Genomic DNA, 13,396 nt, shown 5'->3' on the forward strand with positions numbered 1-13,396 from the left:
TCGGCGCCCCCTGAAGTGGAGGGTTCGCGCTGGGGTGGGCCGGTGGGGCTGGGTGGGTTAGTGGGCGCCGAAGGCGTCGCGGAGGCGGCCGAAGACGCCCTTGTGGGTGGCCTGGACCTGGCCCTGGGGACGCTCCTCCCCGCGGGCCGCGGCCAGCTGCCGGAGGATCTCGGCCTGGTCGTCGTCGAGCCTGGTCGGGGTCTCCACGATGACCTGGACGATCAGGTCGCCACGGCCGGCGTGCCGCAGGCGCGGTACGCCGCGCGCGGTCAACGTCAGCGCAGTACCGGACTGCGTACCGGGACGGATCTCCAGCGGGGTCGTCTCACCCTCGAGCGTCGGCAGGTCGATCGTCGTACCGAGCGCGGCCGCCGTCATCGGCAGGGTGACCGTGCAGTGCAGGTCGTCGCCGTTGCGGGTGAAGATCTCGTGCGGCTCGACCTCGATCTCGACGTACAGGTCGCCGGCCGGACCACCGCCCGGACCGACCTCGCCCTGACCGGACAGCTGGACCCGCGTGCCGCTGTCGACGCCGCCGGGGATCTTCACCGTGACGGTACGCCGGGAGCGGACGCGACCGTCGCCGGAGCACTCGACGCACGGGTTCGGGATCGTGGTGCCGTAGCCGCGGCAGTTCGGGCACGGGCGCATCGTCCGCACCTCGCCGAGGAACGACCGCTGCGTGTGCGTCACCTCGCCGCGCCCATGGCAGATCTCGCAGGTGACCGGCTCGGACCCGGCCGCCGCGCCGGACCCGCTACAGGTCGGGCACAGGACGGCGGTGTCGACCTTGAGCTCCCGCGTCGTCCCGAAGGCCGCCTCGGCGAGGTCGATCCGCAGCGGAATCAGCGCGTCCTGACCGCGCCGGGTCCGCGGCCGCGGCCCGCGGGTGGCCCCGCCGGTCTGGCCGAAGAACGCGTCCATGATGTCGGTGAAGGTGAACGCCTGACCGAACCCGGCACCGCCCGGCCCGCCCGCCGCGGTCGCGAACGGGTCGCCGCCGAGGTCGTGCATCTGCCGCTTCTGCGGGTCGCTGAGCACCTGGAACGCGCGGCCGATCTCCTGGAACTTCTGGTGCGCGTCCTCGGAGTCGTTCACGTCCGGATGGTACTGACGCGCCAGCTTGCGGTACGCCTTCTTGATCTCGTCCGGCGAGGCGTCACGGCTGACGCCCAGGACGGCGTAGTAATCGGTGCTCATACTCCAGACCAGGGGTTGTGTTCGTTAGGAGTCGGCCAGTATCTGGCTGACGTAGCGCGCGACGGCTCGCACCGCGCCCATCGTGCTCGGGTAGTCCATGTGGGTCGGTCCGACGATGCCGAGCGTCGCCAGCGCCTCCGACTTCGACCCGTACCCGGTCGCGACCACCGATGTGGTGGCCAGCTCCTCGTACGGGTTCTCGTGGCCGATGCGAACCGTCAGCGTCTGCGGGTTGGTCGCCTCACCCAGCAGCTTGAGCAGGATGACGTGCTCCTCCAGCGCCTCCAGCACCGGCTTCACGTTCCGCTCGAAGTCGTCGCCGTACCGGGTCAGGTTGGCCGCGCCGCCGACCGCGATCCGCTGCTCGCCGACCTCGTCGGTGAACGCCTCGAACAGGGTCGAGACGATCGCGGAGACCAGCGAACGGTCACCCGGAGGGAACAGCTCGGGCAGACCGGCCAGCGAGGTCGCCGCGTCGGACAGCCGCTGGCCGGCCAGCGCGGTGTTCAACCGGGAACGCAGGTCCGCGATCAGTTGCTCGTCGACGTCGTGCGGGTGCTCGACGATACGCTGCTCGACCCGGCCGTTGCTGGTGATCAGCACCAGCAGCAGCCGCCGCGCGCCCATCGTGACCACCTCGATGTGGCGGACGCTCGACCGGTTGAGTGACGGGTACTGCACGATGGCGACCTGGCGGGTGATCTGGGCGAGCAGCCGGACGGTACGCCGGACCACGTCGTCCAGGTCGACCGCGCCGGCCAGGAACGAGGTGATCGCCTTCTTCTCGGCGACCGACAGCGTCTTGACCGTGCTCAGCTTGTCGACGAACAGCCGGTACCCCGCGTCGGTGGGGATGCGGCCGGCGCTGGTGTGCGGCTGGGTGATGTACCCCTCCTCCTCCAGCGCGGCCATGTCGTTGCGCACCGTGGCCGGCGAGACCCCGAGGTTGTGCCGGTCGACCAGCGTCTTCGAGCCGACCGGCTCATGGGTCGCCACGTAGTCTTCGACGATGGCGCGGAGCACATCCAGCTTGCGTTCGTCGAGCACGCGCACCACCCTCTCAGCCTCATCGCCGGGTCATGGCCGGCCGCTTGGCACTCAATCGTTCAGAGTGCCAGTCTAGGCGGTCTCGGGTGACGCTCCCAACGGAACGGCCGCGGGACGTGTCACGGTGCTCGTCACATCCACGGGCTGATCCTGTACCGCGGCCTCCAGCAGCGACTCCAGTACGTCGAGGACGTGATAGGCCAGCGCTCCGTCCGCGCGGTGCGGCTCACCGCGACGGATCGCCCGCGCCATGTCCGCCACGCCGACGCCCCGGCCGGCCCCGGCGTACCCGCCGGCCACCGGCACCTCGGTCCACTCGCGCTGCGCCGCGGTCGCGATCTCGACCGTGCCGTCGAACCCGTTCGGATCCGGCACCGACAGGCTGCCCTCCGTCCCGTGGATCTCGATCCGCGGCAACCGGGCCGCCCACACGTCGAACGACATCAGGACCGTCGTCAGCGCACCGGACTCGTGCTCGAGTACGCCGGTGACGTGGGTCGGGACCTCGACCGGGAACGTCGTACCCGCCCGCGGACCGGTATGGATCTCCCGCTCCTGCTTCGACTGCCCGGCCCGTGCGGTCACCCGGCGTACCGGACCGAGCAGCGTGACGAGACTGGTCACGTAGTACGGCCCCATGTCGAGGACCGGACCGCCGCCGGGCTGGTAGTAGAACTCGGGCGCCGGGTGCCACAGCTCGTGCCCCGGCGTCACGAACGACGCGGTCGCCGCATGCGGTACGCCGATGTCGCCGCGGTCGATCACCGCACGAGCGGTCTGGGTCCCCGTGCCGAGCACGGTGTCCGGCGCGCACCCCACGCGCAGGTTGTTCGCGGCGGCGTACTTGAGCAGCGGCTCCGCCTCGACGCGGTCGACGGCGAGCGGCTTCTCGCCGTACACGTGCTTGCCCGCCTCCATCGCGGCCTGGTGCACCGGCGCGTGCGCCGCGGGGATTGTCAGATTGACGACAATCTCCACATCGTCAGCGGCGTACAGCTCGTCCGGCGAGACTGCGCGGATATCCGGGTTCTTCTCGGCGATCGCCTGGGCGCGCGCCAGGTCAAGGTCGGCGACGGCGACGACCTCGACGCCGGGGAGCTTGCCGAGGTGGTCGAGGTAGGTGCCGGAGATGACGCCGGTGCCGACGATGCCGATGGTGGTCACTTGCTCGCCCACAGCAGCCCCCGCTCGATGATCGTGCGAACCTCGGGGTTCTCCAGGTCGTCCAGCTTGTGGCCGACCGTGCAGACGAAGACTTTGCCCGCACCCCAGGTCCGGGTCCAGACGGCCGGCATCACGGCGCCCTCGATCCACGGGTAGTCCGGGTGCGACTCGAACGTCGTCGTGGCCAGCACGGTGTTGGTCGGGTCGTAGTGCACGTAGTACTGCTCGGTGTGCACGTCGAAGTGCGTGATGCCCTGGACGATCGGGTGGTCGGCCTGGTCGGGCACCACCTCGACCCGGTAGTCGGTGAACCCGTGCGGGTGCGAGATGAACTGCCCGCCGGTGATGAAGCTGTAGTCGACGTTCTTCCGGAACGAGTCCGCGATCCCGCCGTGCCACCCGGCGAACCCCGTGCCGCGCCGGATCGCCGCCTCCAGGCCCTTGAAGTGGTCGTCCTCGATCTCGCTCATCGTCACGCACTGCAGCACCAGGTCGACGCCGTCCAGGTCGAGGTACGCCGCGGTGCTGTCGGAGACCGTCACCTCGAAACCGTTCTCCTTCAGGTACGGGATGAACAGCTCGGTCGCCTCGACCGGGGAGTGCCCTTCCCAGCCACCCCGGACCACCACAGCACGTCGTGTCGTCACACCGGCCACCCTTTCGAAAGTTTCGGAGTTCCGATCGGAACACTTGCGACCTTAAGTCGGCGGGAGAGGGGTTGCCAACCATTAGGCTCAAGGGATGGGCTGGAAGTTCTGGCAGCGGCCGAATACCTTTCCGGAGCCGCCGCGGCCGCAGGACACGCTGCCGGTGGGTTCGTTCGGGATGACCGTCGAGGACGTGTTCTCGATCACCGGGCGCGGCACGGTGGTGACCGGCCGCGTGCAGGCCGGGACCGTATCGGTCGGTGAGCAGGTGCTGCTCAGCCGGGCCGGGCAGCCGCTGCTGCAGGTCGAGGTGACCGGTGTCGAGATGTTCCGCAAGACCGCGCAGACCGCGAAGGCCGGCGACAACGTCGGGCTGTTGCTCCGCGGCCTCAAGCGCGACCAGGTGACCAGGGGCGACGTACTCAGCAAGTAGTCGCGCCAGTAATCTCGATGCCATGAGTACGTGGGCCGAGATCGGCGACCGGACGTGGGTCCGCCGGTACGAGGAATGGGACCTGAACGTCGGCCTGGTCGTCGGCAGCGACGGCGCGCTGGTGATCGACACGCGCGCCACGGCCGAGGAGGCCGAGCAGCTCCGCGAACACATCCGCGAGCTCACCGACCTCCCGGTGAAATGGGTCGTCAACACCCACGCCCACTTCGACCACGTGGCCGGCAACAGCGCGTTCCCCGATGCGACTGTCTACCTGCACGAGAACGCCGCCGCCGAGGAGAAGCTCTCCGGTACGACGTTCGCCGCCGCGAAGGTCGTCGACCTCGGCGACCGCCGCGTCGAGCTGCTGTACGTCGGCAACGCGCACACCTCCGGCGACACGGTCGTCGTCGTACCGGATGCCGACGTGTTCTTCGTCGGCGACCTGCTCGAGGAGTCGGCGCCGCCGTCGTACGGCGAGGACTCGTTCCCGCTCGAGTGGCCGGACACGATCCAGAGCGCGATCGGCATGATGACCCCGGACACCACGATCGTCCCCGGCCACGGCGCGGTCGTCGACCTCGAGTTCGCCCGCGACCAGGCGATGGACCTGGGCAAGGTCGCCAACACGATCTCGACACTGCACCACGCCGGCACGTCGCTGGACGACGCGCTCCGGCACACCGAGGACTGGCCCTGGCCGGTCGACAAGCTCCAGGACGCGATCCGCCGCGGCTACCAGGCCCTCGGCACGCCGCAACGCCCGAGCCTCCCGTTACTGGGTCCCGGATAAATCCCTTTCGGTAGTTGTCCGTTGACATGACGTCATGCGGTCGCGCAACTTGTTCGGAACGGACATCGCCCGACCGGATGGGGTGGGACTTCATGGCCACTATCGAGCAGACGGTTCATCCCGACGGACGGGTGGAGCTGACCGATCCGGACGCGTTGGCCGGCAGCGCGTACGCGAACGCCGAACTGGCGCCGACCCGGTTGCCCGAGCGGCACTGGACGACGTACAACTACGCGGCGCTGTGGATGGGGATGGCGCTGAACATCCCCAGCTATCTGCTCGCCGCGGGCCTGGTCCAACTCGGCATGAACTGGCTTCAGGCATTCCTGGTCATCACCGCGGGAAACGTCGTCGTTCTGGGGCCGATGCTGCTGAACAGCCACGCGGGGACGAAGTACGGCATCCCGTTCCCGGTGTTCGCGCGGGCGTTCTACGGCGTCCGCGGCGCGAACTTCCCGGCACTGCTGCGGGCGTTCATCGCGTGCGGGTGGTTCGGCATCCAGACCTGGGTCGGCGGCCAGGCGATCTACGTGATCGTCGGCAAGCTCGCCGGTGACGGCTGGACGAACGCCTCGGCGATTGGTGGCCAGCCATGGACGCTGTGGCTCAGCTTCGCGGTCTTCTGGCTGGTCCAGATGGTGCTGATCTGGCGCGGCATCGAGGCGCTTCGCGCCTTCGAGAGCTGGGCCGCGCCGCTGGTCATGGTCGGGTTCATCGCCTTGACGGTGTGGATCGTGGCGAAGGCCGGCGGCCTCGGACCGATCCTCGAGCAGCCGTCGCAGCTCGGCTGGGGCGCCGACTTCTGGAAGATCGCCGCTCCGTCCCTGATGGGCATGATCGCCTTCTGGGCCACGCTGTCGCTCAACATGCCGGACTTCACCCGCTTCGGCGGGAGCCAGAAGCAGCAGGCGCTCGGACAGGCGCTCGGCCTGCCCACCACGATGTCCCTGATCGCGATCATGTCGATCATCACTACGTCCGGCACCGTCGTCGTGTACGGCGAGGCGATCTGGGATCCGGTCGCTCTGGCGGCCCGGTTCGAGAACCCGGTGGTGGTGATCGCCGGCCTGGTGATCGCCATCCTCGCCACCATGACCACCAACGTCGCCGCGAACGTCGTGAGTCCGTCGTACGACTTTTCCAACGCCGTCCCGAAGTTGCTGACCTACCGCACCGCCGGCCTGCTCACCGGCATCATCGGCATCGTCATCCAGCCGTGGCGGCTGATCTCGGATCCGTCGATCTACATCTTCGTGTGGCTGTCGTTCTACGGCGGCCTGCTCGCGTCGGTGGCCGGTGTGCTGATCGCGGGCTACTGGCTGCTCGACCGGACCAGGCTGGAGCTCGCCGACCTGTACCGGCCGGGCGGGCGCTACTGGTACGCCGCCGGCTGGAACTGGCGCGCTGTCGTGGCGACGTTGTTCGGCTCGCTGCTCGCGGTCGGCGGCGCGTACTCGAACCCGGGCGCCGGCCCGTTCCCGCAGGACGGCCTGATCCCGTTCCTCAAGCCGCTGTACGACTACTCGTGGGCGGTCGGTCTGGTGGCCGGCTTCGTCGCGTACGTCGTACTCACGCTGACCGCGCCGCGACAGTCCGAAGCCGCGCATGCCGCTCCCACTTACTGACAGGTTGACGACATACGGTTGTGCGCGTGGCTGACAGGTATGGGAACGACGTACTCGCGGGTGACTGGCGCAAGCCCAAGAACGGGCGGACCGTCGAGGTCGAGATCGAGAAGGGCATGGTCGTCGAGGAGCCCAGCTCGGGGTTCGTCGGCGCGATCGTGCGCTGGGAACACGGCGTGGTCGACCTCGAGGACCGGCACGGCAAGATCCGCACGTACCCGCTCGGCCCGGGCTTCTGGCTGGACGGCAAACCGGTCAGCCTGAAGCCGCCGAAGAAGGCCGGTCCGGCGAAGAAGACCCGGACGGCCTCCGGCTCGGTGGCCGTCGACAACGTCCGGGCGCGGGTGGCGCGGGCCAGCCGGATCTACGTCGAAGGCCGGCACGACGCGGAACTCGTCGAGAAGGTGTGGGGCGACGACCTGCGGATCGAGGGCGTCGTGGTCGAGTACCTCGAGGGCGTCGACGACCTCGTCGAGATCGTCAACCGGTTCCAGCCCGGTCCCGGCCGGCGGCTCGGCGTACTCGTCGACCACCTCGTCGAGGGGTCGAAGGAGTCGAAGATCGCGGCGCAGGTGTCGAACCGCTACGTGCACGTGGTCGGCCACCCGTTCATCGACATCTGGGAGGCGGTCAAGCCGTCGTCGGTCGGCATCAAGGCGTGGCCGCGGATTCCGCACGGCCAGGACTGGAAGAAGGGCGTGCTGCAGACCTTCGGCTGGCCGGCCACCGACCAGGCCGACGTCGCCGCGGCCTGGAAGCACATCCTGTCCAAGGTGAACAGCTTCGCGGACCTCGACCCGGCACTCCTCGGCCGGGTCGAGGAGCTCATCGACTTCGTGACTCTGGACTGATCTCCGGCAGCCTCCGCGCGATCCAGGCGCGGACCCGGCGCCGGGTGCGCCGGACGTACCAGGTGACCACACCGAGCACCGCGCTGAGTGTCAGCACGGCTCCGGCGAGGACGGCGGCCGGGATGCGTACGGCGCCGACCAGGCCCGCCACGACCAGCAGCAGCACGCCCGCCGCAGCTGTTGCCGCTGGCAACCAGGGCTCGAAGATCGGCGGCCGCCGGGCGGGGCTCAGCTTGGCGCCGCGGACCGTCCGGTCCCAGACCGTCTCCCGGGCCGGTTCGGTGAACCAGCGGGCGGTCCGCAGCAGCCACGACCCCGGCTGATCCTTGCGCCCCGCGATCGCCTTCACCCAGCTGCCGACCTGCGGACCGAGACCGCCGGACACGTCGACCATCCGGTCCGCGAGGCCTTTGGTGATCGCCCGTCCCTCGGGGGACGCGTTCAGCTCGTCCCGCATCGTCACCAGCGCGTTCATCCCGGCGTCGACCGGGAAGTCCCTGGCCAGCCGTTCGATCCGCTCGGCGACCGCGCCGAGCTCCCAGCCCTCGGCCTGCAACACCTGGCGCTGGGTCTCGCGGATCCACGCGGCGTCGGCGCCCAGCATCGCGCCGAGGTGCGCGACGCAGTGCAGCCTGCCCATCAGCCAGTCCCACCGCCGCCAGTCGGCCGCACCGAACGCGCCGAAATGGCCGACCTGGCTGCCGTACAGGATCCGGTCGTTCAGCTGGTTGGCGATCGACCCCTCCTGCAGCTCGTCGAGCACCGCGAGCGGGATGTCAGGACCGAGCCGGAGGAACTGGAACGGCGCGCTGCGCTGCTCCGGCGTACGCGCCGACGTACAGCGGGACACGATCTCCACCTCGAGCGCGGTGTCGACGAGGTCCCAGCCGATCACCGCGATCAGCTCGGCGAAGGCGTCACCGAGCGCCCGCTGGATCTGCAGGTCCTCGAAGATGTCGTTCAGCCCGACCGCAACGGCCTCCGCGCCGCCGGCCGGTCGCAGATCGAGATCCGCGGCGGCCAGTTCCGCGTCGAGCGCGTCACGGACCGCCTGCACCTTCAGCAGGCAGTCGCTCGCGGCGCCCAGCCGCTTGTCCAGGTCGTCCCGCTCGGCGACCGGCGCCTCGCTGACGCGGTACCGCAGCGAGCGCAGGATGAGCCGGACGATCCGCTCCGCCGCGCCGGTCCCCCACAGCCAGCTCGGGTTGCCCTCGGCGTCGTCGCGCAAGGCCGCCGTCGACCCGTCCGGGCCGGGCACCCACGGATGCTCGGTCGCGAGGATCTCGTCGATCTCGCCCTCCGACAGCGCGGTCGCGGCGTCCAGCACAGTCGACTGGTCGTGGCTCGCCTTCGTCACTGCTTCCCACACGCCACCGGCCGCACGTCCCCGCGAGTACGCCGGTTGCAGCGCCTCGGCCGCCGCCTTCAGCCGGGCCCGCTCCTCCGGTTGCTTCAGGCAACGGTCGAAGAGGCGCTGGGTGTCGGACCAGGACGCGTCCGCCTCCAGCAGCAGGCGTTCGAGCTGCTCCACGTCGGAGCGGAAGTCGACCTCCCGCGGGAACTGCACCGCGGACATCGCCGCCACCCGCCAGCTCGGCTCGTGCGCGCCCGGCAACGCGGTCGACGCGTGCCCGATCCCGGCCGACGGTACGACGTACAGCACGTACCGGGTCGCCTTCCCGGCGACCGGCCGTCGGGCGACCACGTCGAGGACCGGGCCGAACGGCGCGTTGTCGAGGACGCCGCCGTCGACCAGCCAGGAGCCGGACTCGGCCGGGTCCGGCTGGATCCGCGGCGGTCGCGCGGCCAGCTCCGGCGTCTCCAGGACCGGACCGAACGCGGCCGGGAACGACGCCGAAGCGCGGGCCGCCCGCGCCAGCAGGTCGGTGTCCTTCAGCCCGTTCCTGTCCTCGACCGTGAACTCCCGCCGCGTCCCGTCGTACGTCGGCGCGTCCTCGCTCGTGAAGCCGTAGAGATACCGATGGTCCGGTACGACGAACGCCTGCCCCGCCGCGTCCTTCGCCTCGAACTGCTGCACACCCAGCCCGGACGCGGTCACGAACAGCGTGACCGGCTCCTCCGCATCGCTCTCGCCCGCGTCGGCCACACCCTTCAGCAGGTCCTCGAGCTGCCGCAGGAAGTACTTGCCGTCGAGCACCGAACTCGACTTCGCGCCCGCCGACGGCACCAGTTTGCCGACGTCGAGCGAGCCGAGCCCGACCCACTTCTTCCGCAGCCACGGGCCGTCGTCGCCGTCGGGGTCGAGCGTCGAGCCGTTCGCGATCGCGGTCGCCAGCAGCGACCCGTTCAGACCGCCGGCACTCGTCCCCGCGATCACGTCGACCACGACGCGCCGCCGCTCCTCGCCCCGCCGGCACAGCTCCCGCCAGCGATCCGCCAGCACCGCGTCGTACGGCTGCGGACCCGGCGCACCGGACTCGCCGGACGCGCGCCGGATCAGATCCAGCTCGTGCGTCACCCCACCCATCCAGACCGCGAGACTGACACCCCCGTTCAGCACCAACGCGATCCGGATCTCGTGATCAGACATGCGCTCCCCCTCTCACCCACAGATACCACGGTTTGCGAGTTGTCGCAGCGGAGAGTGAACAAGGTGTTGTCGCAATCTGCACGCAGGGTCATCCTGTCGGTGGGGGTGGTCGTCATGCGCTGGTGGCCTGTGACGGTTTCAGTAGTTATCTTCGCGGTCGCGGGGTGCGCCGACACGTCCGGAGGGGGCGGCGGTGGTGGTACGTCGCCCCCGATCCCGCCGACCACCGGCACCGACGAGCCGCCGACGGAGCCGACCACCACCGAGACCACGCAGACCCGGCAGGACAAGCCATCGCTCGAGATCGCCTCGCTCCCGGTCGGCGGTGTCCCGGACGAGGGGGCGAACTGCAACCCGGTCAGCTGGCTGGCCGGAGACATCCCCGAAGGCGTGACGATCACCCTCGGCCGGCCGCGGTTCAAGCCGACCGGGATCTTCGCGGTCGATCAGTCCGGGTGCCCGGGCGACGCACGGGCCTGTCCGGGCCTCGAGTGGACCGCCGAGGAGGCCAGGCAGTGCTGGGTCGGCTTCCGGCAGGTCGCCGACGAAGGCAGCGTCACCCTGGTGATTCCGGCGATCGCGACCTGCGAGACACGGCAGCAGTGCAACGGCCTGAAGGGTCTCGGCGGCAGCCAGATCGATCTGACCGCCCGGCGCCGCGAGACACCCGAGACACCTCCCGACACACCGCCGGAAACGCCACCCGAGACACCAGTTGAGACTCCCAGCGGTGGGTGACCGATGGCGGACGAGCGGTCGCAGGCCGAGCGCTGGGTGAGTTTCGCCGCGGGCATCATCACGCCCGTGACGCTGCTCAGCGCACTGCTTTTCTACTTCGGCTACGTGTCCGCGCGGTCGCAGTACGAGTACTTCGGGATCGACGTCGACACGATCGGGTTGAGCACGCAGGACTACGTGATGCGCAGTCCGCAGCCCCTGCTTGTGCCGTTGCTCGTGATCACGCTGCTTGCGGTCGCGGGGCTCCTGGTGCACAACGCGATCCACCCGACGTCGGTCGCCGTACGGCGGGCCGCCCGGATCACCACCGTAGTCCTCGTCCTCGGCGTCGCCGGGCTCCTCGCGTACCCGCTGATCGGTCGGATCCCGTACTACGCGTTGATCGTGCCGGCCGTGATCGGCATGTCCGCCGCGGTCCTTGCCTACCTCACCTATCTGCGCCGCAAGGCCGACCCCAAGCTCGGTCCGCAACGGATCCTCATCGCCTTGCTCGCCGTCGTCACGGTCACCTGCGCGTTCTGGGCGACCGCGACCACCGCCCAGTACTCCGGCCGCGGCCTGGCCAAGTCCCACGCCCGGGAGCTGAACCGCTTCCCGGTCGTCATCCTCGACACGAAGGAGAAGCTCGCCCTGCGCTCCCCCGGCCTCGAGGAGACCGCTCTTCGCGCGGGTGCGGGCCAGACCTTCAACTACCGCTACCGCGGCCTCCGCCTGCTCGTGGTCGGCGAGGACCGCCTGTTCCTGGTCCCCCACACCTGGTCCGCCTCCGACACCACCCTCGTCCTCCCCCTCGACAGCTCGATCCGCGTCCAGTTCCAATTCCAGAACGACCCGCCGTAGCCGGAACTGTCGGACCTGCGGGCGACAATGCCGACCATGAGTGCTCAGGCTCCCGGACCGGTACTTCGCAGCGTCGACGCGGTCGTTCTCACCGTTCCCGACCTCGACGCAGGGCTGCGGTTCTATCGGGACGGGCTGGGACATGACCTCTTATGGCGCAACGACGATCTCGGCCAGGCCGGCCTCCGCTGTCCGGAGTCGGCGACCGAGATCGTGCTCTCGACAGGTTTGCCGCCCGAGCCCAACTGGCTGGTGCGATCGGTGGACGAGGCCGTCGAGGTGATCACAGCCGCCGGCGGTCAGCTCCTGAGCGGCCCCGGCGAGATCCCGGTGGGGCGCGTCGCGACGGTGTCCGACCCGTTCGGCAACCGGCTCGTCCTCGTCGATCTCAGCAAGGGGCTCTACACCACAGACCAACACGGCCAGGTGACAGGCGTCGCCCCGGAGCGGTAGGCCGCCGGCGAGGGTCTGGTCAGGCGCTGTCGCGGATGATCAGTTCGGTGGCGTAGATCTCGGGGCTGGTGAGGTCGGCGCCGGCGATCTTGGCGAGCAGGATCTCGGCGAGGCGGGCGCCCAGTTGGGCCACCGGCTGGCGGACGGTCGTCAGCTTCGGTGTGGTCGTGGTGGCCAGCACCGAGTCGTCGAAGCCGACGACGGCGACGTCCGCCGGGACGCGCCGGCCGCGCTGGGAGAGGACGCGGAGGGCGGCGGTGGCCATCAGGTCCGAGGCCACGAACAGCCCGTCGAGGTCCGGGTGATCGTCGAGCAGTTTCAGGGTGGCCTGTTCACCACCGTCGGCGGTGAAGTCGCCGTACGCGATCATCGTGGGCAGGCCGGCTTCCTTCATCACTTCCTGGTAGCCGGTCAGCCGGTCGATGCCGGCGGTCATGTCGAGCGGCCCGGTGACCGTGCCGATCTTGCGGCGGCCGATCGCGAGCAGATGCTCGACGCCGGTCCGGGCGCCGGCGACGTTGTCGACGTCCACACTCGCGACCGGTACGTCGACGCCGAGCGGCCGGGCGCTGAACACGATCGGCAGCGGCAGTTGCGCCAGCTCCTGCAGGACGTTGTCGCGGCCGTGGTGGCTGATGATGATCGCGCCGTCCACGTGCCCGCCGCGCAGGTACCGCAGGAGCCGCTGGTCGTCGGCTCCGGTCGGTTCTGGAGCCGGCTCGATCAGCAGCACGAGCTGCGACGACGTCGGTGCGAGCGTCCGGCTGACACCGCTGAGCATGCCGGCGAAGAACGGATCGGAGAACACCCGGCTGTCCGGCTCCGGCACGACGATCGCGATGGAGTCCGTACGACGGGTCACCAGCGCGCGGGCCGCCCGGTTCGGGACGTAGCCCAGCTCGCGGATCGCGTGCTCGACCGCGGCGACCGTGTCCGGCAGCACCTTCGGCGATCCGTTCACCACCCGCGAGACGGTCGCCCGCGACACCCCGGCCAGCGCCGCGACCTGCTCCAGCGTCGGAGAACCAGACTCGTTCATCGGCCCTCCTCGACT

13 protein-coding genes are annotated in these 13,396 nt (G+C 69.9%); 7 read left to right on the forward strand and 6 right to left on the reverse strand.

Going from position 1 to position 13,396, the window contains the following annotated elements:
- Nucleotides 1–57: 57 nt before the first annotated feature.
- From dnaJ to BJY22_RS33370, 4 genes are all read right to left on the reverse strand, one after another.
- Nucleotides 58–1,200 (reverse strand): molecular chaperone DnaJ, encoded by a 1,143-nt coding sequence (gene dnaJ / locus BJY22_RS33355; protein WP_167214941.1) that lies wholly within the window; start codon nucleotides 1,198–1,200, stop codon nucleotides 58–60.
- 24 nt (nucleotides 1,201–1,224) lie between these two features.
- Nucleotides 1,225–2,247, reverse strand: a complete 1,023-nt coding sequence (gene hrcA, locus BJY22_RS33360; RefSeq protein WP_167214944.1) for a heat-inducible transcriptional repressor HrcA — start codon at nucleotides 2,245–2,247, stop codon at nucleotides 1,225–1,227.
- Nucleotides 2,248–2,319: 72 nt separating this feature from the next.
- Nucleotides 2,320–3,423: a Gfo/Idh/MocA family protein gene (locus tag BJY22_RS33365; RefSeq protein WP_167214947.1), complete on the reverse strand. Its 1,104-nt coding sequence runs from the start codon at nucleotides 3,421–3,423 to the stop codon at nucleotides 2,320–2,322.
- Nucleotides 3,408–4,058, reverse strand: coding sequence for a ThuA domain-containing protein (locus BJY22_RS33370; protein ID WP_167214950.1), 651 nt, complete (start codon nucleotides 4,056–4,058; stop codon nucleotides 3,408–3,410). The genes BJY22_RS33365 and BJY22_RS33370 overlap by 16 nt, the downstream gene beginning before the upstream one ends.
- A gap of 94 nt (nucleotides 4,059–4,152) precedes the next feature.
- Between BJY22_RS33370 and BJY22_RS33375 the strand changes: the two genes are divergently transcribed.
- From BJY22_RS33375 to BJY22_RS33390, 4 genes are all read left to right on the forward strand, one after another.
- A complete protein-coding gene (locus BJY22_RS33375) occupies nucleotides 4,153–4,491 on the forward strand; it encodes an EF-Tu/IF-2/RF-3 family GTPase (protein ID WP_167214953.1) in 339 nt (112 codons plus the stop codon).
- Nucleotides 4,492–4,513: 22 nt separating this feature from the next.
- Entirely contained in the window at nucleotides 4,514–5,284 is a 771-nt protein-coding gene (locus tag BJY22_RS33380) for an MBL fold metallo-hydrolase (RefSeq protein ID WP_167214955.1), read from the forward strand.
- 92 nt (nucleotides 5,285–5,376) lie between these two features.
- The gene (locus tag BJY22_RS33385) at nucleotides 5,377–6,909 is read left to right on the forward strand and encodes an NCS1 family nucleobase:cation symporter-1 (RefSeq protein WP_167214957.1); all 1,533 of its coding nucleotides are present in this window, start codon (nucleotides 5,377–5,379) and stop codon (nucleotides 6,907–6,909) included.
- Between the two features lie 26 nt (nucleotides 6,910–6,935).
- Nucleotides 6,936–7,760, forward strand: coding sequence for a DUF3097 family protein (locus BJY22_RS33390; protein ID WP_167214959.1), 825 nt, complete (start codon nucleotides 6,936–6,938; stop codon nucleotides 7,758–7,760).
- On the opposite strand, the gene BJY22_RS33395 is transcribed toward BJY22_RS33390, so the two are convergent.
- Nucleotides 7,735–10,311: a DUF3376 domain-containing protein gene (locus BJY22_RS33395; protein ID WP_167214962.1), complete on the reverse strand. Its 2,577-nt coding sequence runs from the start codon at nucleotides 10,309–10,311 to the stop codon at nucleotides 7,735–7,737. The two genes, BJY22_RS33390 and BJY22_RS33395, sit on opposite strands and share 26 nt — an antisense overlap.
- Before the next feature lie 114 nt (nucleotides 10,312–10,425).
- Between BJY22_RS33395 and BJY22_RS33400 the strand changes: the two genes are divergently transcribed.
- From BJY22_RS33400 to BJY22_RS33410, 3 genes are read left to right on the forward strand one after another with little or no spacing between them, the layout of a single operon-like run.
- Nucleotides 10,426–11,049 (forward strand): hypothetical protein, encoded by a 624-nt coding sequence (locus BJY22_RS33400; RefSeq protein ID WP_167214965.1) that lies wholly within the window; start codon nucleotides 10,426–10,428, stop codon nucleotides 11,047–11,049.
- Between the two features lie 3 nt (nucleotides 11,050–11,052).
- On the forward strand, nucleotides 11,053–11,889 hold the full coding sequence (locus BJY22_RS33405) for a cytochrome d ubiquinol oxidase subunit II (protein WP_167214970.1): 837 nt from the start codon (nucleotides 11,053–11,055) through the stop codon (nucleotides 11,887–11,889).
- A gap of 36 nt (nucleotides 11,890–11,925) precedes the next feature.
- Nucleotides 11,926–12,342 carry a VOC family protein gene (locus BJY22_RS33410; protein ID WP_167214973.1) on the forward strand — a complete coding sequence of 139 codons (417 nt, stop codon included), beginning with the start codon at nucleotides 11,926–11,928 and terminating at the stop codon, nucleotides 12,340–12,342.
- Nucleotides 12,343–12,361: 19 nt separating this feature from the next.
- Here the strand turns inward: BJY22_RS33410 and BJY22_RS33415 are convergent, their stop codons facing one another.
- Nucleotides 12,362–13,381 (reverse strand): LacI family DNA-binding transcriptional regulator, encoded by a 1,020-nt coding sequence (locus BJY22_RS33415; RefSeq protein ID WP_167214976.1) that lies wholly within the window; start codon nucleotides 13,379–13,381, stop codon nucleotides 12,362–12,364.
- Nucleotides 13,382–13,396 lie beyond the last annotated feature (15 nt).

Origin of the sequence: Kribbella shirazensis, from assembly GCF_011761605.1 — a bacterium.
Classification (GTDB): Bacteria; Actinomycetota; Actinomycetes; order Propionibacteriales; family Kribbellaceae; genus Kribbella; species Kribbella shirazensis.

Coding starts and splice junctions, on each gene's coding strand:
- dnaJ (WP_167214941.1), bottom strand. CDS start 1,200: ATGAGCACCGATTACTACGCCGTCCTGGGCGTCAGCCGTGACGCCTCG.
- BJY22_RS33375 (WP_167214953.1), top strand. CDS start 4,153: ATGGGCTGGAAGTTCTGGCAGCGGCCGAATACCTTTCCGGAGCCGCCG.
- BJY22_RS33380 (WP_167214955.1), top strand. CDS start 4,514: ATGAGTACGTGGGCCGAGATCGGCGACCGGACGTGGGTCCGCCGGTAC.
- BJY22_RS33385 (WP_167214957.1), top strand. CDS start 5,377: ATGGCCACTATCGAGCAGACGGTTCATCCCGACGGACGGGTGGAGCTG.
- BJY22_RS33395 (WP_167214962.1), bottom strand. CDS start 10,311: ATGTCTGATCACGAGATCCGGATCGCGTTGGTGCTGAACGGGGGTGTC.
- BJY22_RS33400 (WP_167214965.1), top strand. CDS start 10,426: ATGCGCTGGTGGCCTGTGACGGTTTCAGTAGTTATCTTCGCGGTCGCG.
- BJY22_RS33405 (WP_167214970.1), top strand. CDS start 11,053: ATGGCGGACGAGCGGTCGCAGGCCGAGCGCTGGGTGAGTTTCGCCGCG.
- BJY22_RS33410 (WP_167214973.1), top strand. CDS start 11,926: ATGAGTGCTCAGGCTCCCGGACCGGTACTTCGCAGCGTCGACGCGGTC.
- BJY22_RS33415 (WP_167214976.1), bottom strand. CDS start 13,381: ATGAACGAGTCTGGTTCTCCGACGCTGGAGCAGGTCGCGGCGCTGGCC.